Source organism: Streptomyces sp. NBC_00203, from assembly GCF_045206325.1.
GTDB lineage: Bacteria > Actinomycetota > Actinomycetes > Streptomycetales > Streptomycetaceae > Streptomyces > Streptomyces lutosisoli.
Genome location: NZ_CP108126.1, coordinates 8,419,465 through 8,439,874 on the forward strand (window position 1 = coordinate 8,419,465; position 20,410 = coordinate 8,439,874).

General features: G+C 71.1%; 16 protein-coding genes and 2 pseudogenes. 11 read left to right on the forward strand and 7 right to left on the reverse strand.

Going from position 1 to position 20,410, the window contains the following annotated elements; all coding sequences use genetic code 11:
- Positions 1-94 precede the first annotated feature (94 nt).
- Entirely contained in the window at positions 95-577 is a 483-nt protein-coding gene (locus OG975_RS37415; protein ID WP_406333885.1) for a DUF456 domain-containing protein, read from the reverse strand.
- A gap of 36 nt (positions 578-613) precedes the next feature.
- A complete protein-coding gene (locus OG975_RS37420) occupies positions 614-1,594 on the reverse strand; it encodes a helix-turn-helix transcriptional regulator (RefSeq protein ID WP_406333886.1) in 981 nt (326 codons plus the stop codon).
- A gap of 561 nt (positions 1,595-2,155) precedes the next feature.
- Between OG975_RS37420 and OG975_RS37425 the strand changes: the two are divergent.
- The 3 genes and pseudogenes from OG975_RS37425 to OG975_RS37435 form a co-directional block, all read left to right on the forward strand.
- Positions 2,156-2,515, forward strand: a pseudogene (locus OG975_RS37425) (peptidase); the annotation flags it as partial.
- Positions 2,516-2,709: 194 nt separating this feature from the next.
- Positions 2,710-4,389, forward strand: a complete 1,680-nt coding sequence (locus OG975_RS37430; RefSeq protein ID WP_406333887.1) for a protein phosphatase 2C domain-containing protein — start codon at positions 2,710-2,712, stop codon at positions 4,387-4,389.
- Between the two features lie 68 nt (positions 4,390-4,457).
- On the forward strand, positions 4,458-6,200 hold the full coding sequence (locus tag OG975_RS37435) for a pyruvate dehydrogenase (protein WP_406333889.1): 1,743 nt from the start codon (positions 4,458-4,460) through the stop codon (positions 6,198-6,200).
- 19 nt (positions 6,201-6,219) lie between these two features.
- Here OG975_RS37435 and OG975_RS37440 read toward each other — a convergent pair.
- Positions 6,220-6,710, reverse strand: a pseudogene (locus OG975_RS37440) (alpha-mannosidase); the annotation flags it as partial.
- Positions 6,711-6,932: 222 nt separating this feature from the next.
- Here OG975_RS37440 and OG975_RS37445 point away from each other — a divergent pair.
- Complete coding sequence (locus OG975_RS37445) at positions 6,933-7,379, forward strand: ATP-binding protein (RefSeq protein ID WP_406336641.1); 447 nt, start codon at positions 6,933-6,935, stop codon at positions 7,377-7,379.
- Positions 7,380-7,493: 114 nt separating this feature from the next.
- Here the strand turns inward: OG975_RS37445 and OG975_RS37450 are convergent, their stop codons facing one another.
- Both OG975_RS37450 and OG975_RS37455 read right to left on the reverse strand, forming a co-directional pair.
- Positions 7,494-8,534 carry a DUF2637 domain-containing protein gene (locus OG975_RS37450; RefSeq protein ID WP_406333890.1) on the reverse strand — a complete coding sequence of 347 codons (1,041 nt, stop codon included), beginning with the start codon at positions 8,532-8,534 and terminating at the stop codon, positions 7,494-7,496.
- Between the two features lie 317 nt (positions 8,535-8,851).
- Positions 8,852-9,730, reverse strand: a complete 879-nt coding sequence (locus tag OG975_RS37455; protein WP_406336643.1) for a (2Fe-2S)-binding protein — start codon at positions 9,728-9,730, stop codon at positions 8,852-8,854.
- A 155-nt stretch (positions 9,731-9,885) separates the two neighbouring features.
- On the opposite strand from OG975_RS37455, the gene OG975_RS37460 reads away from it, so the two are divergent.
- From OG975_RS37460 to OG975_RS37470, 3 genes are all read left to right on the forward strand, one after another.
- Positions 9,886-10,743: a GntR family transcriptional regulator gene (locus OG975_RS37460; protein ID WP_406333891.1), complete on the forward strand. Its 858-nt coding sequence runs from the start codon at positions 9,886-9,888 to the stop codon at positions 10,741-10,743.
- Positions 10,744-10,821: 78 nt separating this feature from the next.
- The gene (locus OG975_RS37465; RefSeq protein ID WP_406333892.1) at positions 10,822-11,289 is read left to right on the forward strand and encodes a hypothetical protein; all 468 of its coding nucleotides are present in this window, start codon (positions 10,822-10,824) and stop codon (positions 11,287-11,289) included.
- A gap of 146 nt (positions 11,290-11,435) precedes the next feature.
- Positions 11,436-11,738 (forward strand): hypothetical protein, encoded by a 303-nt coding sequence (locus tag OG975_RS37470; protein WP_406333894.1) that lies wholly within the window; start codon positions 11,436-11,438, stop codon positions 11,736-11,738.
- 109 nt (positions 11,739-11,847) lie between these two features.
- Here OG975_RS37470 and OG975_RS37475 read toward each other — a convergent pair whose 3' ends face one another.
- Both OG975_RS37475 and OG975_RS37480 read right to left on the reverse strand, forming a co-directional pair.
- Positions 11,848-12,621, reverse strand: coding sequence for a hypothetical protein (locus OG975_RS37475; protein WP_406333896.1), 774 nt, complete (start codon positions 12,619-12,621; stop codon positions 11,848-11,850).
- 150 nt (positions 12,622-12,771) lie between these two features.
- Complete coding sequence (locus OG975_RS37480) at positions 12,772-14,445, reverse strand: PucR family transcriptional regulator (protein ID WP_406333897.1); 1,674 nt, start codon at positions 14,443-14,445, stop codon at positions 12,772-12,774.
- A gap of 368 nt (positions 14,446-14,813) precedes the next feature.
- On the opposite strand from OG975_RS37480, the gene OG975_RS37485 reads away from it, so the two are divergent.
- The 4 genes from OG975_RS37485 (at position 14,814) to OG975_RS37500 (ending at position 20,386) form a co-directional block, all read left to right on the forward strand.
- The gene (locus OG975_RS37485; RefSeq protein ID WP_406333898.1) at positions 14,814-15,704 is read left to right on the forward strand and encodes an FAD binding domain-containing protein; all 891 of its coding nucleotides are present in this window, start codon (positions 14,814-14,816) and stop codon (positions 15,702-15,704) included.
- On the forward strand, positions 15,704-16,306 hold the full coding sequence (locus OG975_RS37490; protein WP_406333900.1) for a (2Fe-2S)-binding protein: 603 nt from the start codon (positions 15,704-15,706) through the stop codon (positions 16,304-16,306). The genes OG975_RS37485 and OG975_RS37490 overlap by 1 nt, the downstream gene beginning before the upstream one ends.
- Before the next feature lie 2 nt (positions 16,307-16,308).
- On the forward strand, positions 16,309-18,696 hold the full coding sequence (locus tag OG975_RS37495; RefSeq protein WP_406333901.1) for a xanthine dehydrogenase family protein molybdopterin-binding subunit: 2,388 nt from the start codon (positions 16,309-16,311) through the stop codon (positions 18,694-18,696).
- 232 nt (positions 18,697-18,928) lie between these two features.
- A complete protein-coding gene (locus tag OG975_RS37500) occupies positions 18,929-20,386 on the forward strand; it encodes an NCS2 family permease (protein ID WP_406333903.1) in 1,458 nt (485 codons plus the stop codon).
- The last annotated feature ends 24 nt before the right edge of the window (positions 20,387-20,410 follow it).

Sequence of the window (20,410 nt, forward strand, 5' to 3'; positions counted from 1 at the left end):
GGATCGTCAATATGACGAGAGAGATCCGATGTGTTGACTTGCTGGAGTCAGTCCCTGGAAACGCTGGGGCTCAGCCTGCTGAAACGCCGGTGGCTCAGCCCCAGATCACCGCCCCCAGCCACGCCCCCATGATCAGCAGACAGGCGAACAGCTCCGTCAGCACGCTCCACCCGCCCGCCCGCATCACCGTCCGCACCGCCGCCTTCGCCCGCCCGTGCCCGCCCAGGCGCAGCCGCTCGTAGAGATAGATCCCGGCGAGGAAGCCGGGTATCGCGCCGATCACCGGCAGCAGAAGGAAACCGAGCAGCGCCCCGGCCCCGGCGTACACCGCCATTCGGGGGGTCGCGCCGCTCTCCCGCAGTCGTCGGGGCGGCAGCCCCCAGCGGATGGCCTGGGCCAGCAGCAGGACGGCGGTCGCGCCCACCAGCACGCCCCAGGAGAGGGCCTGCGGGTCGCTCAGGGCCCACCACAGGACCGCGGCCCAGACGAGCCACGACCCCGGCACGCCGGGCACCAGTACTCCGGCCAGGCCGACCACGATCACCACGCCGACCAGCAGGAGTTCCCACACTCCCATCTGCCCAGGGTGACTGAGCGGGCGGGAAACCGCAGGTCAGTCCCGCGCCACCCAGGCCCGCTCGTACGCGTGCCAGCCCAGCTGCAACCGGGTCGTCACGCCCGTCAGCTCCATGAGCCGCTTCACCCGGCGCTGCACGGTCCTGAGGCCGAGGTCCAGCTGCTTGGCGACGCTGGCGTCGGTCAGCCCGGCGAGGAGAAGGGAGAGGATCTCCAGGTCGATGCCGTCCGGCCCGTCCGGTTCCTGCTCCGTCACGCCGCGGCTGCCGAGCCGCAGCGGCAGTGCATCGTGCCAGACCGACTCGAACAGCCCCGACAGCAGTTCCAGCAGCCCGCTGGCGTGCACGACCAGCGCGGCGGGCTCCGCGGTGTGCGAGGTGAGCGGGACCATGGCGAGCGTCCGGTCGGCGATCACCAGCTTGGTCGGCACCTGGTCCACGACCCGCACCTGCTCGTCCCGGCCGAGCGCGGCGGACAGCTCGGTGATCCCGCCCGGCATGTCGAGGACGGCCCGCTCGACGACCACGCGGTAGCCGACGCCCCGCCCGGCCGCCTGTTCCTCCGCGACGTTGTCCGTCCCGGAGACGACCAGCGGGTTTCCGGTGACCAGCGCGCACACCTCGTCGCTCGCGCCGAGCTGGAGCTGGAGGAAGCGCTGCGCGACCGCCGCCGCGCCGATCACCACCTCGACCAGGTCGTGCACCGCGGGCTCGGCCGCCGCCGCCCGGTACTCCTCGGCGAGCAGCGCGGCCGCCAGCTCCGCCTTCTCCAGCTCGTGCCGCTGCTGGGTGAGCAGCGCGCCGAGGGCGACCCCGGGCGGCGCCGCGACCCAGCGCCCGGGCCGGGCCGACGACTGGGCGGCGAGACCGTGCCGCTCAAGGCGGCGCAGGGCGCGCTCCGTGTCGTACTCGCCGAGCGTGAGCCGCCGCGCGAGATCGGGCACGTCGGCGGCGCCCACGGACACCAGCGCCCGATACGCCGACTCGTGCGTCTCGTCCAGACCTATCGCTCCGAGCATGCGGCGACATCCCTCCCCAAGGATCCGTCCTGGCCGGTCGGTGGCGTCCGTGGCGGAAAACAGCCACGGCGCAAACCCGCCTTGGCACATCATCGCCGCACCCCCCGCCCCTCTGACAAGCTCACGCCACCGCAGCATCAACCACCGCCCGTAATGCCCCGCTTGGGTCTGCCTTGGCCTGCGCGGATACAGGTCGCATCGGCCCACGCGGACGCGGGCGGAACGATCTTGGGGACTGGGATTTTGGGGAAAGCGACCGTGCGTACCGTGCTGGGCGCGGCGACCGCCGCCGTCCTGGCCGTCACGACCGCCGTGCCCGCAGGGGCCGCGCACGACACGCGGGGGCCACTGACCGGCAGCGAGGCCACCGCCTCGGGTGCCGTCGTCACCCTCGTCACCGGTGACCGCGTCCTGGTGACGAGGGGCGGGGCCACCGCCCTGCCCGGTGAGGACGGCACCACTCCCTTCACCCAGACCCGCCAGTCCGGCAAGGACCTGTACGTCCATCCCGAGGGCGCCGTCGCGGCCATCGCCGCCGGCCGCGTCGACGAGGAACTCTTCGGCGAACGTGGCTTCCCCTCTGGGGTGTTCACGTCCCGGCCGACGACTCCTCGTACGAACTCACCCTCACCACGATGAAGTTCGGTTCGCGGGTCTGGAACCGGTCAGCGGATCACGCTGACCGCGACCGGGCACGCCGGGTACACGCCCGGCACGCTCACCTCGGTGCGGTTGTCGTACTCGTACGACGGTGGTGAGACCTGGACGCAGGCCGAGACCGCTCAGCGCGGCGGCCGGTGGACCGCGACCGTGAATCACAGCGGAGCCAAAGGGAAGCAGGTCACACTCAGGGCCGAACTGACCGATTCCAACGGCAACTCGGTCGTCCAGACCGTGACCAGGGCCTACGACGTGCGCTAGGTCCCGGTCACCCCGGCGCCGCCGGGCGGTTCTCCCGTGGGGGGTGGGACCGCCCGGCGGTCCGCTTTTCGGAACGGCCGCTCTCGTACCACCGTTCGACGCTTCACCCGACACGCCGTTCGAGATCCAGTCCCCTGGCCGGTTTTTCCGGATGCCCCGTTTTCATCCGGCTCCTGAGGTGGACAATTAGGGGCATGAGCCAGCAGGGGGAGAAGCCCACCGGTCACGAGGACGACTGGTGGGGGCAGTTGTACGACGACTCCACCGAGGACACGGGGCCCGCGGCCGTGGCCGATTCCCTGGACGACCGGTTCGCGTCGGCCGCGGGGACGATGGGACTCGGGCCGGCCCCGGGGTCCGCCCCGGGGCAGGCAGCGGGACCGGGCTCCGTCCGGCGACCCGACGCGCCCGAGCCCGAGCCCGATGTCCCGCCTCCGCCGGAGCGGCCTCCCGCGGTGAAGGACTCGACTCCCGCCCGGCCCGAACAGCCTCCCGCCGTACCGGAGCAGCGCGGTGGTCTCACCCGGCGGCTCGCCCCCTGGGAGCCCCCGCCCGACCGGCCACCGGCGCCCGCCACCTTCCCGCCCGGGCCGACACCGCCGGGGTTCCGCACACAGGAGCCCAGGAGCGGCACGCCGCAGGAGCCGCTGAGCCGTACGCCCTCCCCGGAGTCACCCGTCGCCGCCGTGCCCGCGTCGAGGGCCCCGGTGGACGTGCCGCCGGCCCCCGTGCCGCCCCCCGCCGCGGCCCCGGGCGACACCCTGCCCATCACCCCGTCCGACGCCCGGCCCCCGCAACCGGCCGTCACCCCGCAGGACACCGCACCCCCCGCCCGGCAGGACGCCCCACCCTCCGCCCCGGAGGCTGTTCCACCCCGCCACTCCACCCTCTCCGTCGCCCACCAGCCGCCCGCCGTCGACTACGTCGGCTCGGGCCCGCCCACCTACGACGCCGAACCCACCGCGCTCCCGCCCGCCGACCCGGACGACCTCGACGACCTGGTCGCCGACACCGTGCTGGACGGCGCGCGCTACGGAACCAGCACTCTGCGCGCCGTGTCCGTGCGCGGGGACTCCGCGCGGTACCGGGGCGAGCCACGCCGGGACTCGCTGCTCACCGCCCGGTTCGGGACCGGGGAGCAGGCGCTGGTGCTCGTCGCGATGGCGACCGGCGCCCGGGCCACGCCGGACGCGCACCGGGCGGCCGCCGAGGCGTGCCAGTGGATCGGGCGGGCCGTGGGCCGCAGCCACGCACGACTGGCCGAGGACATCCGGGCCGCCCGGCGCGGGGACCTGAAGTCGGGGCTGCACCGGCTCACCGACCGCAGCCTCGGCAAGCTGCGCGCGACCGCGGCCGAGCAGGGCATCGAACCCGAGGAGTACACCGCCAGCCTGCGCTGCCTGCTGCTCCCGGCCGATCCGGAGTGCCGTACGCGCGTCTTCTTCGGCGTCGGCACGGGCGGCCTGTTCCGGCTGCGGGACGGCGAGTGGCAGGACATCGAGCCCCGGGCCGCGGAGGCCACCGGAGAGGCCGTCGTCGGTTTCGGATCGCTGCCCCACGAGACGCCCGAGGGCGACCGGCTCACCATGGACCTGGGCATCACGACGCCGCCGAGCCCGTACGAACCGGCTCCCGAACCGCCCCGCGACCCCTTCCGCTTCCGTGCCTCCGTCGCCCGCCCGGGTGACACGCTCCTGCTCTGCACCGGCGGTCTGGCGGACCCGCTGCGCGGCGAACCCGAACTGGCCGGGCATCTGACCACGCGGTGGTCGGCGGGGGAACCGCCCGGCCTCGCCGCGTTCCTCGCGGACACCCTCGTGCGGGTCAAGGGGTACGCGGACGATCGGACGGCCGCGGCCGTTTGGGAGGCGTAACCCCGCTCCCTGTGAATTCATGGATCCAAGGGATGGAGATCCAAGGATCGCGAAGAGGTGCGTGAAGCATGGCCAAGCAGAACGTCGCCGAACAGTTTGTCGACATCCTCGTCCGCGCGGGCGTCAAGCGCCTGTACGGAGTCGTCGGCGACAGCCTGAACCCGGTCGTCGACGCCATCCGGCGCAACTCCGCCATCGACTGGATCCACGTCCGGCACGAGGAGACCGCCGCCTTCGCCGCGGGCGCGGAGGCCCAGATCACCGGCAAGCTCACGGCCTGCGCCGGCTCCTGCGGCCCCGGCAACCTCCACCTCATCAACGGCCTGTACGACGCCCACCGCTCCATGGCCCCGGTCCTCGCCCTCGCCTCGCACATCCCCTCCAGCGAGATCGGCCTCGGGTACTTCCAGGAGACCCACCCCGACCAGCTCTTCCGCGAGTGCAGCCACTACAGCGAACTGATCTCCCACCCGAAGCAGATGCCGAGGCTGCTGCAGACGGCTATCCAGCACGCCGTCGGGCAGAGCGGCGTCAGCGTCGTCTCCCTCCCCGGTGACATCGCCTCCGAGCCCGCCCCGGACAAGCCCGCCGAGACCGCCCTCGTCACCTCCCGGCCCAGCGTCCGCCCCGGCGACGCCGAGATCGACAAACTCGTCGCGATGATCGACGAGGCCGAGAAGGTCACGCTCTTCTGCGGCAGCGGCACCGCGGGCGCACACGCCGAGGTGATGGAGTTCGCCGAGAAGATCAAGTCCCCGGTCGGGCACGCGCTGCGGGGCAAGGAGTGGATCCAGTACGACAACCCGTTCGACGTCGGCATGAGCGGACTGCTCGGCTACGGCGCCGCCTACGAAGCCACCCACGAGTGCGATCTGCTGATCCTGCTCGGCACCGATTTCCCGTACAACGCCTTCCTGCCCGACGACGTCAAGATCGTCCAGGTCGATGTGCGACCCGAGCGCCTGGGCCGCCGCTCCAAGCTGGACCTGGCGGTCTGGGGCGATGTGTTGGAGACCCTGCGCTGTCTGACCCCGCGCGTGCAGCCCAAGCAGAACCGGCGCTTCCTCGACAAGATGCTGAAGAAGCACGCGGACGCGCTCGAAGGAGTCATCAAGGCCTACACGCGGAAGGTCGAGAAGCACGTCCCGATCCATCCCGAGTACGTCGCCTCCGTGCTCGACGAACTCGCCGACGATGACGCGGTGTTCACCGTGGACACGGGTATGTGCAATGTCTGGGCGGCCCGCTACATTTCGCCCAACGGCCGCCGCCGGGTGATCGGTTCGTTCTCGCACGGTTCGATGGCGAACGCGCTGCCGATGGCGATCGGCGCCCAGTTCACCGACCGGAACCGGCAGGTCGTCTCGATGTCGGGCGACGGCGGATTCGCCATGCTGATGGGCGACTTCCTCACCCTCGTCCAGTACGACCTGCCGGTGAAGGTCGTCCTCTTCAACAACTCCGCCCTGAGCATGGTCGAGTTGGAGATGCTGGTGGCCGGGCTGCCCTCGTACGGGACGACGAACAAGAACCCCGACTTCGCGGCCGTCGCCCGGGCCTGCGGGGCGCACGGCATCCGGGTCGAGAAGCCCAGGCAGCTCGCGGGCGCCCTGAAGGACGCCTTCAGCCACAAGGGCCCCGCCCTCGTCGACATCGTCACCGACCCGAACGCCCTGTCCATCCCGCCGAAGATCAGCGCGGAGATGGTGACGGGCTTCGCGTTGTCCGCGTCGAAGATGGTGCTGGACGGGGGAGTCGGCCGCATGGTGCAGATGGCCCGCTCCAATCTGCGGAACGTGCCGCGGCCCTAGAACTCCACCCACATGGAGCGTCCTCGTCGAGTACGGCGAGATCGGCAGTCGCCCATGGGCAGATGGGCCGATCGCCCGCGGTCAGCACGTCCCCGGGGGACATAGGCTCGAAGCCGTGCACGACCGCCGGGTCGGCGGCCGCTTCCAGCAGCAGCCGCAGGGTCTCGCCTGCCCTCGCGGGCGCCGCGACGGTCAGATGCCGGATGCGCGGGTGAACGCCCTTGAGGGGGACGCCCGCGGCGTCGTACAGAGCCCCTGCGCCTGGAAACCGGGGCCGTCACCCGTGAACCCGGGGCGGAACCAACTCGTCGACCTGGGCTTTCCGCAGACCGTGCCGGTCGTGAAGGGTTCGTACGCGATCCCCAACGTCTGGTCCACGGACACCGGTTCGCCGGGTACGTGCCGCACGGGGAGCATCAGCGGCACCGGGTCGGAGTACGGCCCGCGGCGCAGAAACCGCCGTAGCGCGCGCTCCAAGTGCCCCTCCGCCGGCGAACGGTCGTCGTGCAGGGCGGCTCCCCGGTGCTCGGACGGCTGTGTCCGGGGTTTCACTTCCCCATGGAGTTGCCGCGCATCCGCGGCCGCCCGGCGGGTGGTTGACGATTCGACATGACTGTCACGTGCCCTACGGGGCATGGATCCCCGTGAACGTGTTCGAGCAGGAGGGGAACCGACATCGGCGTGCAGGCGGGGGTCATGAAGAGGCAGGTACGAGGAGGTGGTCCCATGGCCATGGGGGCCTCCTCAGCGAAGGCGGCGGAGGAAGAGGCCGACAGGGCGACGGACCAGCCGGACGGCGCACAGCTCAGGCGCAGGCTCGGCAGGGCGGACCTGCGGGCGGTGCCCGAGGCCCGTAAGGCACTGAGGGAACTGTTACGGCACTGGGGGAAGCCGGGAAGGTCCGAGATAGCCGAGCTGCTGACCAGCGAGCTCGTCACCAACGCACTCATACACACCGACCACGACGCGGTACTGACGGCCACCGTCGGACCCCGCGGACTCCGCGTGGAAGTAAGGGACTTCGTGGGACGCAGGCCCAGACTGCGGGTACCGAACGCCGACGACGGTACGCACGGCAGAGGCCTCGTTCTCGTACAGTCCCTCGCGGACGCGTGGGGCGTACGGGCACACGGCGTGGGCAAGGCGGTGTGGTTCGAACTGGACGGCGGCGCGGTGTAGGTAACCACCGCGCCGCCGTAGTCCTGTCCGGGCCCGGCCGGAGAGATCCGGCCGGGACACCCGGGCTGGGGATCAGGTCCGAGCCTGGGCCTCAGGCATCACGCCTCAGGTCTCTCAGCCGAACTGCCGCTCAAGGTCCTTGAGCTTGCGCTCCAGGGAGTCGAGCCGGGGCAGAGCCATCGTGTCGTCCTCCGCGGTGAGGTCGACGGTGATGGGCTCAGTGCTCTTGCGGACGGGGGTAAGGGACGGCCGTGAGCGTACGGGCAGTTGCTCCGCGGTAGATATGGCAGGCTCCGCGGAAGCCTGGGCGGGAGCCCGCTCCACGGTCGTCTCAAGCTCCCGACGGGCGCCTCCGCGGCCCGGCAGGCCCCGGTGACCGCGGCTGAGCGCCTTGAGGTGCGCCCGCTCGACCCGCTCCTCGTTCCGGCGGCGCAGACGGGTCTGCTCCTTCTGCCGCTTGTCCTCGCGCACCTCGTCCACGGCCTCGTCGAGGGTGCGGACGTTCTCAAGCAGCATCAACGACCAGGCGCTGTACGTCTCACGGGGCGCGCGCAGCCAGCGGACGATGCGGATCTGCGGCAGCGGGCGCGGAACCAGGCCCTGCTCACGCAGCGCGGCACGGCGGGTCTGCTTCAGGGCGCGGTCGAAGAGCACCGCGGCCGACATCGACATGCCGGCGAAGAACTGCGGAGCGCCCGCGTGGTCGATGCCCCGCGGCGCGTGCACCCAGTTGAACCAGGCCGCGGCACTGGCGAACGTCCATACGAGTATCCGGGAGCCGAGTGCCGCGTCGCCGTGGCTGGCCTCGCGCACCGCGAGGACGGAGCAGAACATGGCCGCGCCGTCCAGGCCGAACGGAACCAGGTACTCCCAGCCGTCGGAGAGGCCGAGGTTCTGCTGGCCGAAGCCGACCAGGCCGTGGAAGGAGAGTGCCGCGGCGACGGCGGCGCAGCAGAACAGCAGCACATAGGAAGCCGTGCCGTAGAGGGCCTCCTTGCGCCTGCGGCGCTCCTCGCTGCGCTCCCACGAGTCGTCGCTGCTCGCGCTCTCCCCGGACCGCTTGCCGCGCGCGAGCACAGCCACCGCCGCCAGCAGGCCCAGGAGCAAAACGGCGCCCGGAAGCAGCCAGTTCAGCGATATATCGGTCAGTCTCATCTGGGGTCCCTTGCATTGGGATAGGGCGTAACGCCCGCCATAGTGGCCCAAACCCGTCGGCCCTCAGGGGGTTTCGGGGCAAGAGGCCGCCAAGGGAGTGCAAGGGGATGCGCAGGGCGACTTTCTGCTCGAACTGCCGCGCGAGGGACGGGAGTTGAGTGCGAATAAGATTACCCGTACGGATGGTTCCACGGAAAGTTCCTGCGACAAGTGAGGAAATTGTGAATCGCCTGTAATCCGCAGGGGGTCTCAGTCTGTGGTGATCTTAGGGCACGTACGGCCCGGCTCGTGACCACGGCCGCCCTTCGCGGGCTGCCTCAACTGGCTGCGGAGGCCATCAACTTGGTCACACGGTCCGCGTCGCAGGTGCGCGGGCAGGTGGCGCAGGTGTCCTCGGGGCGCACGGTGTAGAAGAGGCAGCAGCTCGCCCGGTCGCGGGTCGGCAGGGACTCCCCGTTCGGACCCGTGAGTTCGCGGAAGGCGGCGGAACCGGCGTACGGCCGGGTCGCCCCCGGCAGCAGCAGCTCCAGCTCGCGCATCGCGCGCCGCTCCTCGCCGAGCAGATGGGCGACGTACCAGAGGCCCTCGACGACCTCGTCGGTCGCCATGCCCCACAGGGCCCGGCCACGCCGCCGCATGCGCGGGCCGAAGCCGCCCAGGACCGGCTCCAGGTGCTCGGCCACGGCGGCCCGCACCTCCGCCCGCAGTGCCTCCTCGTCCGGTACGACCCGGGCGCCGGGCAGGGCGGCCGCCGGATCGTCGGGCAGACAGGCGAAGGCGGTGGCGCGGACGGCCATACGGCCGAGGGTGCGCTCGTATGTGACGTGCTCCACAGGGAAGCGGGGTACGCGACGCTGGAGGAACCAGGGAGCGGTGATCAGCAGGCAGGCGGGCCAGGCGTAACGGTGCAGCCCGAAGCTGGCCACGACATCCGGCCGCGCCCGCTGCCCGTAGTCCCGGATCACCTGCGCCTCGTCCCAGGCGAGAAACGCGTCGAGGTCGGCCCCGCCCTCCGCGAGCCCGGCGGCGGCGACCCAGCCGCCGTCCCGTGGCGCCGCTTCCCCGTGTCCCAGCTCCATGACGCTCAGCCCGGGAAAGACCTCGGTCAGCTGGGCGTACGCGTCCGTGACGGCCGAGGGGGCCGGGCATGCGCCGGTGCCGGCCGGGGTGCCCGAGGGCAGGGCGGGAGCGGGCATGGGGGACCATCGCTTCACGATCGTTAGCAGGTTAGGCTTACCTTACCCATATTTCTGGATGTTTGAACTGAGGCCATGTGCGCCTATGGTGCTTGACGGACGGGTAACAACCGCCGCAATGACCCCCAAGTACCACCAAGCCGGAGGAGGACCCCGTGGAGCAGGCCGGTCCGCGCAGCGCGCACGGCTCCGCCGGGGCGGGGGTCCCGGACATCCGTACGGCAGCCGTTCGGGTGCCCGCACAGCCACAGGCCTCGGACATGGACCGGAAGCGGGGCGTCGGCTCCGGAGGTACCGGGACCGGAGCCGGTGCCGGGGCCACGGCTCGCGGTGAGCACACGCACAGTGAGACGCCCATCCCGCGCCCCCGCACCGAGGTCGCCCGCCCCGTCGTGCAGCGTGCCTCCGTGCGCGGGCAGATCCTCGACGCCCTGCGTACCGCGCTCGTCGCGGGAGAGCTCGCCCCCGGAGCGGTGTACTCGGCGCCCGCGCTCGGCGAGCGCTTCGGGGTGTCCGCGACGCCTGTACGGGAGGCGATGCAGCAGCTCGCGCTGGAGGGCGCCGTCGAGGTCGTCCCCAACCGGGGGTTCCGCGTCATCGAGCGCGGCACACGGGAGCTGGCCGAACTCGCCGAGATCCGGGCCCTGATCGAAGTCCCCGTGATGCTGCGCCTCGCCTGCACCGTGCCCGCCGCCCGCTGGGCCGAGCTGCGCCCGCTCGCCGAGGCGACGGTACGGGCCGCGACCTCGGGCTGCCGCGCGACCTACGCCGAGTCCGACCGGGCCTTCCACCGTGCGGTGCTCGCCCTCGCCGGCAACGCCCAGCTGGTGCAGATCGCGGACGACCTGCACCGCCGCGCCCAGTGGCCGCTCGTCGGCGGCCCCGTCTCCCGCGGCCGCGCCGACCTGGTGGCCGACGCCGCCGAACACACCGCCCTCCTGGACGCCTTGATCGCCGAGGACCTGACGGTCGTGCAGTCCCTGGTGCGGGAGCACTTCACCGGCGCGTGCTGAGCTTGCTCCCCGGCCTCGGGGCCGGGCACCCGAAAAACGCGTATCGCCGCAGGTGGCGGCGCGTCTAGCCTGTGGGCCATGCATCAGGACCGAAGACGCGAGCGGCGGTCGGCCCGCCGCGCGGAGACGGTACGGACCCGGCGCCGGGAAGCTCCGGCCCTGGCGGTCGCGGGGGCCGATGTCGTCCTCGTCGGGTACTTCTCCGCCAAGCAGAAGGACTTCGCCGCGCTCATGGACTCGGCGGCAGCGGAGATGACAGCGCGCGGCGCACGGGTCGTGGGCCGGATCATCCAGCGGCGCGGCGTCTCGGGCGGCGGAGCCAAGAAGATGGCCCTGCCGTATTCCAGGCGGACTCTCCTGAGCCCGGGAAAGGCCTGCGAGGTGGCCGAGGCCTGCGAACGGACCGATGCCGACGCGGCGGTGTTCCTGACACCTCTGACCACTCTGACTGATCGTCAAGCAGAGCTGCTGACCACGCTGTTCGGCTGCCCCGTGGTGAGTCTCGGCGAAATCCTCGCAGCGGACGGTCTCGGAGACGGCCACTGAAGCCGCGGGTACGTGCCCTTCCGCTCACCCGTGTCACGGACCCGTACGGTCCACGCAACACACCCCGACACCGGGAACCCGGCCCGCCCCGCCCGCGTGCCCCTGGATACACGGCGAGAGCCGGACCGAACCCGGGGGAGATTCCGATGCCCGACCCGTCCTGGATGGCACAGCAGCAGGCCCAACAGGCCGCCCAGCAGGCCCAGCAGATCCACCAGAACAACGTGCGCCACCACCGCCACATGCACGACATGGCCCGCATCCACGGCGGCACACCCCAGATGCACCGCCCCATGCCGTACAGCGGAAGCCGAGGCGGCAGCCTGCGCGGCTTCCTGACGCTCCTGGTGATCGCGGCCGTAGTCGTCTACGTGGCCCACGACCCAGAACTCCGCACCACCGTCACGACGTTCGCCCGCGATCTGTTGACACGCGTCCAGAGCAACTAACGGTTCTTGTGAACCCCGGCTCGTGCAGCGCCCCGTCAGGGGCGCGGGGAACTGCGCGACCAGCCCAAAGCAACCCGCAGCCGCCCACTATGAACGGCCCCCCGAGCTCTCAGGCGCTCGCCGCAGGCGGAGCCAACTGCTGAGCCAGCCACGTAGGCACACCCCCAAGCAACCGAAACAACCGCCCAGCCTCCGCCCGCAACCGAGACGCCTCAGGCTCAACCTCCGCATCCGCCAACGACGCCAACGCCGGAGCAGTCCCCACGAGATACCCCAACTCCTCCCGAATCCGCAGCGATTCGGCAAACCCGTGCCGCGCCTCAGCCAACTCCCCGTCCCGCAGCGCGAGTCCAGCAAGATGCCGCCAAGTGAACGACAGCAACAACGGATCCCCCTGAGCGACCGCACCCGCATGAGCCCGCCGATACGCCGCCCGCGCGGCTTGCGGCGACCGCGCGAGATTCTCGGCGAGCAGCCCACGCCGGAAGTCAAGGAGGGCCCGCCCGGGCGCGCCCGGCGTGATCAGCGCCGCCGCCCGCCCGAGCGCGGCGCGCGCCTCGTCCGCCCGGTCACGCACGCCGAGCAGCGTGGCCGCGTACGCCAGTTGCCCCCGCTCACAGGCCGCCGCGCCCCGCTCGTCGTCGCTCTGGGCCACCGCCTCCGCCGTGCGCAGCGCGTCCTCCGCCTCGGCCCAGCCCTGCTCGGTGTACAGACACCGTTCGACGAGGAGTGAGGCTCGCTGGAGCGACGCTCCCGCCGTGTGCGGCTGGAGCAGTGCCGCCGCGTCGGCCCAGCAGGCGCGCGAGCGCAGCCGCCATACCGCGGTCTGGAGTGGATCGTCCCCTGCAGTCGTTCCGGAACCAGACATGGCGGTATGCGCCACGTTGCCCTCCCCGAGCACGCCATTGAGCTGTTGAGTGGTGGCATCTCAGCACGGATCACGGGGCCCGGCCAAGGGGGCGGGTGAAGGATTTCACAAAGTCGTGGGACACCGGCGGCACTTGGGGAGTCCGGGGCCGCCGGGCCCGCGACCTCAGCTCATGCGCAATGCCAGGAAGAAATCGAGCTTGTCCTCCAGGCGCGACAGGTCCCGACTCGTCAACTGCTCGATACGGCCCACCCGGTAGCGCAGCGTGTTGACGTGCAGGTGCAGCCGCGTGGCGCACCGCGTCCACGAGCCGTCGCAGTCCAGGAACGCCTCCAGGGTGGGGATCAGCTCGGCACGGTGACGGCGGTCGTAGTCCCGGAGCGGGTCCAGGAGCCGTGCGGTGAAGGCGCGGCGTACGTCGTCCGGCACGAACGGCAGCAGCAGTACGTGCGAGGCCAGCTCCTGGTGCCCGGCCGCGCAGACCCGGCCCGGACGTGCCCCGGCGACCCGGCGTGCGTGCCGGGCCTCCTCCAGCGCGCCGCGCAGCCCCTCCGCCGAGTGCACGGCGGCGCTGACGCCGAGCGTGAGCCGCCCGTCGTCGTTCAGGCCGGCCGAGAGCGGGGCCCGTACGGCCTCCAGAAGCGTGTCGGCGAGCAGGCCCGACTCGGAGCCGTCGTGCTCCGCCGAGACCGCCGGAAGGGGTACGAGAGCGATCGCCTCGTCACCCGTGTGGGCGACGGCGATACGGTCGGAGTGCTCCGGTCCCGCCGACAGCGGGTCGACGAGGATCTCCTCCAGCAGCGACTGGGCGACCGGACCGCCCTCGATCTCGCCGCCCTCCCACTCGACGCGGGCCACCACGACCTGCCAGTGCGGCGCGGCGCCGAGGCCCGGCAGCAGCACCGGCGCGGCCACCCGCAGCCGCGCCGCGATCTCGGCGGGCGCGGCGCCGGTCTGCACCAGCTCCAGAACCTCCTGCGCGAGCCGCCGCCGCACCGTGCGTGCCGCGTCCCGTCGGTCCCGCTCGACCGCGATCAGCTGGGTGACACCCTGGAGCAGGTCGAGTCGCTCCTCGGGCCAGTCCCCGGCATCCGCCTCGACGGCGAGCACCCAGTCGGAGAGCACCGTCTCGCGCACGTCCCGGGACGCGCCCGTGGAGCGCCCGGACGAGCGGACCGGGAAGAGCGAGTACGGCGTCGTGCCGACCGTCACCCGGTGCGGGCCCCGCCGTCCGGTGCGCGCCGCCGCCAGGTGCTCGGCGGCCAGCTTGGCGCACACGTCCGCGGGCAGCGCGCCCCCCTCGGCCTTGGAGCCCGCGATGGGCCGTCCGGTGGGCGAGAGGACCCAGGCCCGCAGGTCCAGGTCGGTGCCGAGCAGATCCAGGACCACGTCCGGGCCGCCGCCGGCCGGACCGGAGGTCATCATCCGCCGGTGGCGGTCCACCACGGCGGCCAGGTCTCCGGCGCGCTCGCCCGAGACCTGCCGTACGACGTGTTCGGTGATCGTCGCGAAGGCCACCCGCTCGTTCACCGCGAACAGCGGCAGCCGGTGCCGGACGCAGGCCTGGATCAGGTCGTCCGGCACATCGCCCAGCTCCGCCTCACCGGCGGCGAGGGCCGCGACCCCGGCGCCCGCGAGGATGCGTACGAAGGGCTCGGAGTCCGCGGCGTCGTGCCGCCAGGCGAGGCCGGTGAGGACCAGCTCGCCGCCCGAGAGGTAGCGGCTGGGGTCCTTGAGGTCCGTGGTCATCACACCGCGTACGGTGCGGTCCAGCTCGTCCTCGCCGCCGAGCAGCCGCAGGCCCAGCGCGTCGGTGTCCAGCAGTGCGCGCAGCCGCATTCTCGTCGCCGCCGTTCTTTGTCTCGAAATCTACGATGGATCTGTGGGATCTGGGAGCGGATCCCCCCGCGAGTGGGTCTGGCGAGCCGTACCGGTCGGGCTCCCGGGCTGTGACCTGGCTCTCAAGGGCTGTGACTGACGTTTCCCCAGGAAAACGAGGAGGTTACTGATGACCTCCGTTCATACGAATCTACAAGATGCGCGCGCTGGCCAGCCAACTCCTTCATGGTTTCGGTGACTGACCCCGGTGCGGGACGGCGCTGTGTACTGGCGTCAATCCGCGTTAACAACTCATGAACGAGCCGGGCCCGCCGCACACGATCTGGCTTGATCAGAACGACTCACGATACGAATGAAGAGAGCCACTCATGGACTTCCTTCGCCCCGCCAGCTGGGAGGAGGCGCTCGCCGCCAAGGCTGAGCACCCCACCGCTGTGCCGATTGCGGGTGGCACCGATGTGATGGTCGAGATCAATTTCGACCACCGCCGGCCCGAGTACCTCCTGGATCTGAACCGCATCGGCGAGCTGAGCGAGTGGGAGGTCGGCGAGGAGAGCGTGCGCCTGGGCGCCTCCGTTCCGTACACCGGGATCATGGAGAACCTGCGCGGCGAACTGCCCGGCCTGGCCCTCGCCTCCCACACCGTGGCCTCCCCGCAGATCCGCAACCGCGGCGGCGTCGGCGGCAACCTCGGCACCGCCTCCCCGGCCGGTGACGCCCACCCCGCGCTTCTCGCGGCGGGCGCCGAGGTCGAGGTCGAGTCCGTACGCGGCTCGCGGCTGATCCCGATCGACGAGTTCTACACCGGCGTGAAGCGCAACGCGCTCGCGGCCGACGAGCTGATCAGGGCCGTACACATCAAGAAGGCGGACGGCCCGCAGCAGTACTCGAAGGTCGGCACCCGCAATGCCATGGTCATCGCGGTCTGCGCCTTCGGCCTGGCGCTGCACCCCTCGTCGCGCACGGTCCGCACCGGCATCGGCTCGGCCGCGCCGACCCCGGTCCGCGCCAAGGCCGCCGAGGAGTTCCTGAACGCGGCGCTCGAAGAGGGCGGCTTCTGGGACAACGGCAAGATCATCACCCCGTCGGTCGCCAAGCAGTTCGCGGACCTGTGCTCCGCCGCCTGCAACCCGATCGACGACGTCCGGGGCACGGCGAGCTACCGCCGGCACGCGGTCGGCATCATGGCCCGCCGCACGCTGACCTGGACCTGGGAGTCGTACCGCGGCACCGCCGCCCGCACGGAGGGAGTCGCGTAATGCGCGTCAATTTCACGGTCAACGGCCGCAAGCAGGAAGCCGACGACGTGTGGGAGGGCGAGTCCCTTCTGTACGTGCTGCGTGAGCGCATGGGCCTGCCCGGTTCCAAGAACGCCTGCGAGCAGGGCGAGTGCGGTTCCTGCACGGTCCGTCTCGACGGTGTGCCGGTGTGTTCGTGTCTGGTCGCGGCCGGTCAGGTCGAGGGCCGCGAGGTCGTCACCGTCGAAGGTCTCGCGGACTTCGCCAAGCAGCGCGCGGAGCACGGCGGTTGTGCCACGGGTGCCTGCGGTACGTCCGGGAAATCGGGCACGACGCTCGACGAGGCCAAGCAGTGGGCCGCCAAGGGCCACGACTCGCAGACCGGCGAGGGCGGCGAACTGTCGCCCATCCAGCAGGCGTTCATCGACGCCGGCGCCGTCCAGTGCGGCTTCTGCACCCCGGGTCTCCTGGTGGCCGCGGACGAGATGCTGGAGCGCACCCCCAACCCGACCGACGCGGACATCCGCGAGGCGCTCTCGGGCAACCTGTGCCGCTGCACGGGCTACGAGAAGATCATGGACGCGGTCCGCCTTGCGGCCGCCCGGCAGTCCGAGGCGGTCTGACCATGGGTACGACTGGTACGCCCACCAACATCACGCAGGGCTCCAAGACCAAGGGCGGCATCGGCGAGTCGACGCTCCGCCCGGACGGCACCCTCAAGGTCACCGGCGAGTTCGCGTACTCGTCCGACATGTGGCACGAGGACATGCTCTGGGGCCAGATCCTGCGCTCCACGGTCGCCCACGCGGAGATCGTCTCGATCGACACCTCCGAGGCCCTCGCACAGCCCGGCGTCTACGCCGTCATGACGTACGACGACCTGCCCACCGAGGTGAAGAACTACGGCCTGGAGATCCAGGACACCCCGGTCCTCGCGCACGGCAAGGTACGCCACCACGGTGAGCCGGTCGCGATCGTCGCCGCCGACCATCCGGAGACCGCGCGCCGTGCCGCCGCCAAGATCAAGGTGGAGTACAGGGAGCTGCCGGTCATCACGGACGAGGCGTCCGCGACCGCGCCCGACGCGATCCTGATCCACGAGGGCCGCGACGACCACCACATCGGTCACGTCCCGCACCCGAACATCGTGCACCGTCAGCCGATCATCCGCGGCGACGTCGAAGAGGCCGCCAAGAAGGCCGACTTCATCGTCAAGGGCGAGTACACCTTCGGCATGCAGGACCAGGCCTTCCTCGGCCCCGAGTCCGGTCTCGCCGTGCCGTCGGAGGACGGCGGTGTGGAGCTGTACATCGCCACCCAGTGGCTGCACTCGGACCTCAAGCAGATCGCGCCCGTCCTCGGCCTGCCCGAGGACAAGGTCCGCATGACGCTCTCCGGCGTCGGCGGCGCGTTCGGCGGCCGCGAGGACCTGTCGATGCAGATCCACGCCTGCCTGCTGGCGCTCCGCACCGGCAAGCCGGTCAAGATCGTCTACAACCGTTTCGAGTCCTTCTTCGGGCACGTCCACCGTCACCCCGCCAAGCTCTACTACGAGCACGGCGCGACCAAGGACGGCAAGCTCACCCACCTGAAGGCCCGGATCGTCCTGGACGGCGGCGCGTACGCCTCCGCCTCCCCGGCGGTCGTCGGCAACGCGTCCTCGCTCGGCGCCGGCCCGTACGTCGTCGACAACGTCGACATCGAGGCCATCGCCCTCTACACCAACAACCCGCCCTGCGGCGCCATGCGCGGCTTCGGCGCGGTCCAGGCGTGCTTCGCCTACGAGGCACAGATGGACAAGCTCGCCGACAAGCTGGGCATGGACCGGGTCGCCTTCCGTCAGCTCAACGCGATGGAGCAGGGCACGCTCCTGCCGACCGGGCAGGCCGTCGACTCGCCGGCCCCGGTCGCCGAACTCCTGCGCCGCGTCAAGGCGATGCCGATGCCGCCGGAGCAGCAGTGGCTCGCGGCCGGCGAGGCCGCCGACGTACGGCAGCTGCCGGGCGGCCTCTCCAACACCACCCACGGCGAAGGCGTCGTACGCGGTGTCGGCTACGCGGTCGGCATCAAGAACGTCGGCTTCTCCGAGGGCTTCGACGACTACTCGACCGCCAAGGTTCGTATGGAGGTCGTGGGCGGCGAGCCCGTCGCGACCGTCCACACGGCCATGGCGGAGGTCGGCCAGGGCGGCGTCACCGTCCACGCGCAGATCGCCCGCACCGAGCTGGGCGTCACCCAGGTGACGATCCACCCGGCCGACACGCAGGTGGGCAGCGCCGGTTCGACGTCCGCGTCGCGTCAGACGTACGTCACCGGTGGCGCCGTCAAGAACTCCTGCGAGCTGGTGCGCGAGAAGGTCCTGGAGATCGGCCGCCGCAAGTTCGGTACGTACCACCCCGCCTGGGCCACCGCCGAACTCCTCCTGGAGGGCGGCAAGGTCGTCACCGACGGCGGCGAGGTCCTCGCCGACCTGGTGGACGTTCTCGAAGGCGAGGCCGTCGAGATCGAGGCCGAGTGGCGGCACCGTCCGACGGAGCCCTTCGATCTGCGCACCGGCCAGGGCTTCGGCCACGTCCAGTACACCTTCGCCGCGCACCGCGCGGTGGTCGAGGTGGACACCGAGCTGGGCCTGGTCAAGGTCATCGAGCTGGCCTGTGCCCAGGACGTCGGCAAGGCGCTCAACCCGCTGTCCGTCATCGGCCAGATCCAGGGTGGCACCACCCAGGGCCTCGGCGTGGCGGTCATGGAGGAGATCATCGTCGACCCCAAGACGGCCAAGGTCAGGAACCCGTCCTTCACGGACTACCTGATCCCCACCATCCTCGACACGCCGACCATCCCCGTCGATGTGCTCGAACTCGCCGACGACCACGCCCCGTACGGGCTCCGTGGCATCGGCGAGGCCCCGACCCTCTCCTCGACTCCGGCCGTCCTCGCGGCGATCCGGAACGCGACGGGTCTGGAGCTCAACCGGACGCCGGTACGCCCCGAGCACCTCACGGGAACCGCGTAGGCACCGGACACATCTCTCCGGGCGGCGCCGGGAACGTCACACTTCGCCGCGCCGCCCGGAGTACTCAAGTACCGCACCGCTCACGGCACTTGACGCAACACCCTCAGTAGATCGCTCAATCCCTTAGTTCGTCTCGGGCCGTCCCCCGGGTCGTGCAGCCGAAGCACCTTCCCAAATCCCGTAGCCGATAGAGGCTCCGCGGGTGTCCCTGTGAACCTTGGGAGTAAGGCACATGACCCAGCAGTCACTGGAGCCGCAGACCGCCGCGGAGGACGCGGGCACGGGTAGCCGTGTCCCGGCCGGACGGTTGTGGCTCGACCGGTACTTTCACATATCCCAGCGGGGAAGCTCGATCGCGCGTGAGGTGCGCGGTGGCGTCACGACCTTCATGGCGATGGCGTACATCCTGCTGCTCAACCCCCTGATCCTGTCCGGCAAGGACGCGGCGGGGGACATGCTCGGCCAGAAGGCCCTGATCACCGCGACCGCGTTCGCGGCGGCCTTCACCACCCTTCTCATGGGCTTCGTCGGCAAGGTGCCGCTCGCCCTGGCCGCCGGACTCTCCGTCTCCGGTGTGCTCTCCTCGCAGGTCGCCCCGCAGATGACCTGGCCGCAGGCCATGGGCATGTGTGTGATGTACGGCGCGGTCATCATGCTCCTGGTCGTCACCGGCCTACGCGAGATGATCATGAACGCGATTCCGCTGGCGCTGAAGCATGCGATCACCATGGGGATCGGCCTCTTCATCGCGCTGATCGGCCTGGTGAAGGCCGGCTTCGTCCACCAGGGCAAGGCGACCCCGGTCACCCTCGGCCCCACCGGTGAACTCGCCGGCTGGCCGGTCCTGCTCTTCGCGGCGACCCTGCTGCTGATCTTCATGCTCCAGGCGCGCGGCGTCCCCGGCGCGATCCTCATCGGCATCGTCTCCGGCACGGTCCTCGCCGTCGTCCTCAACGGCCTCGGCGTCATCGACCCCAAGCAGTGGGCCAGCGGCGCTCCCGAACTGCACGGCAGCGCCGTCTCGATGCCGGACTTCTCGCTCTTCGGCAAGGTCGAGTTCGGCGGCTGGGGCCAGGTCGGCGCGATGACGGTCGGCATGATCGTCTTCACCCTCGTGCTCGCCGGGTTCTTCGACGCGATGGCCACCATCATCGGCGTCGGCACGGAGGCCAACCTGGCCGACGCGCAGGGCCGGATGCCGGGTCTGTCCAAGGCGCTGTTCATCGACGGCGCGGGCGGAGCGGTCGGCGGTGTGGCCGGTGCGTCCGGCCAGACGGTCTTCGTCGAATCGGCGACCGGCGTCGGCGAGGGCGCCCGCACGGGCCTCTCCTCGGTGATCACCGGCCTGTTCTTCGCGGCCTGTCTCTTCTTCACCCCGCTGACGGCGATCGTCCCCGGCGAGGTGGCGGCGGCGGCACTGGTGGTCATCGGCGCCATGATGATGATGAACGCCCGCCATGTGGACTGGGCCGACCGCGCCACGGCGATCCCCGTCTTCCTCACCGTGGTGATCATGCCGTTCACGTACTCCATCACGGCAGGAGTCGCGGCCGGCGTCATCAGCTACGTCGCCATCAAGATCGCCCAGGGCAAGGCCCGGGAGATCGGGGCGTTCATGTGGGGCCTGACGGCGATCTTCCTCGTCTTCTTCGCCCTGAACCCGATCGAGAGTTGGATGGGCGTCCACTGACGCTCAAGAATCCCGTACGCAACC

Coding starts and splice junctions, on each gene's coding strand:
- OG975_RS37485 (WP_406333898.1), top strand. CDS start 14,814: ATGGACTTCCTTCGCCCCGCCAGCTGGGAGGAGGCGCTCGCCGCCAAG.
- OG975_RS37480 (WP_406333897.1), bottom strand. CDS start 14,445: ATGCGGCTGCGCGCACTGCTGGACACCGACGCGCTGGGCCTGCGGCTG.
- OG975_RS37445 (WP_406336641.1), top strand. CDS start 6,933: ATGGGGGCCTCCTCAGCGAAGGCGGCGGAGGAAGAGGCCGACAGGGCG.
- OG975_RS37470 (WP_406333894.1), top strand. CDS start 11,436: ATGCCCGACCCGTCCTGGATGGCACAGCAGCAGGCCCAACAGGCCGCC.
- OG975_RS37435 (WP_406333889.1), top strand. CDS start 4,458: ATGGCCAAGCAGAACGTCGCCGAACAGTTTGTCGACATCCTCGTCCGC.
- OG975_RS37450 (WP_406333890.1), bottom strand. CDS start 8,534: ATGAGACTGACCGATATATCGCTGAACTGGCTGCTTCCGGGCGCCGTT.
- OG975_RS37465 (WP_406333892.1), top strand. CDS start 10,822: ATGCATCAGGACCGAAGACGCGAGCGGCGGTCGGCCCGCCGCGCGGAG.
- OG975_RS37415 (WP_406333885.1), bottom strand. CDS start 577: ATGGGAGTGTGGGAACTCCTGCTGGTCGGCGTGGTGATCGTGGTCGGC.
- OG975_RS37495 (WP_406333901.1), top strand. CDS start 16,309: ATGGGTACGACTGGTACGCCCACCAACATCACGCAGGGCTCCAAGACC.
- OG975_RS37430 (WP_406333887.1), top strand. CDS start 2,710: ATGAGCCAGCAGGGGGAGAAGCCCACCGGTCACGAGGACGACTGGTGG.
- OG975_RS37420 (WP_406333886.1), bottom strand. CDS start 1,594: ATGCTCGGAGCGATAGGTCTGGACGAGACGCACGAGTCGGCGTATCGG.
- OG975_RS37500 (WP_406333903.1), top strand. CDS start 18,929: ATGACCCAGCAGTCACTGGAGCCGCAGACCGCCGCGGAGGACGCGGGC.
- OG975_RS37490 (WP_406333900.1), top strand. CDS start 15,704: ATGCGCGTCAATTTCACGGTCAACGGCCGCAAGCAGGAAGCCGACGAC.
- OG975_RS37455 (WP_406336643.1), bottom strand. CDS start 9,730: ATGCCCGCTCCCGCCCTGCCCTCGGGCACCCCGGCCGGCACCGGCGCA.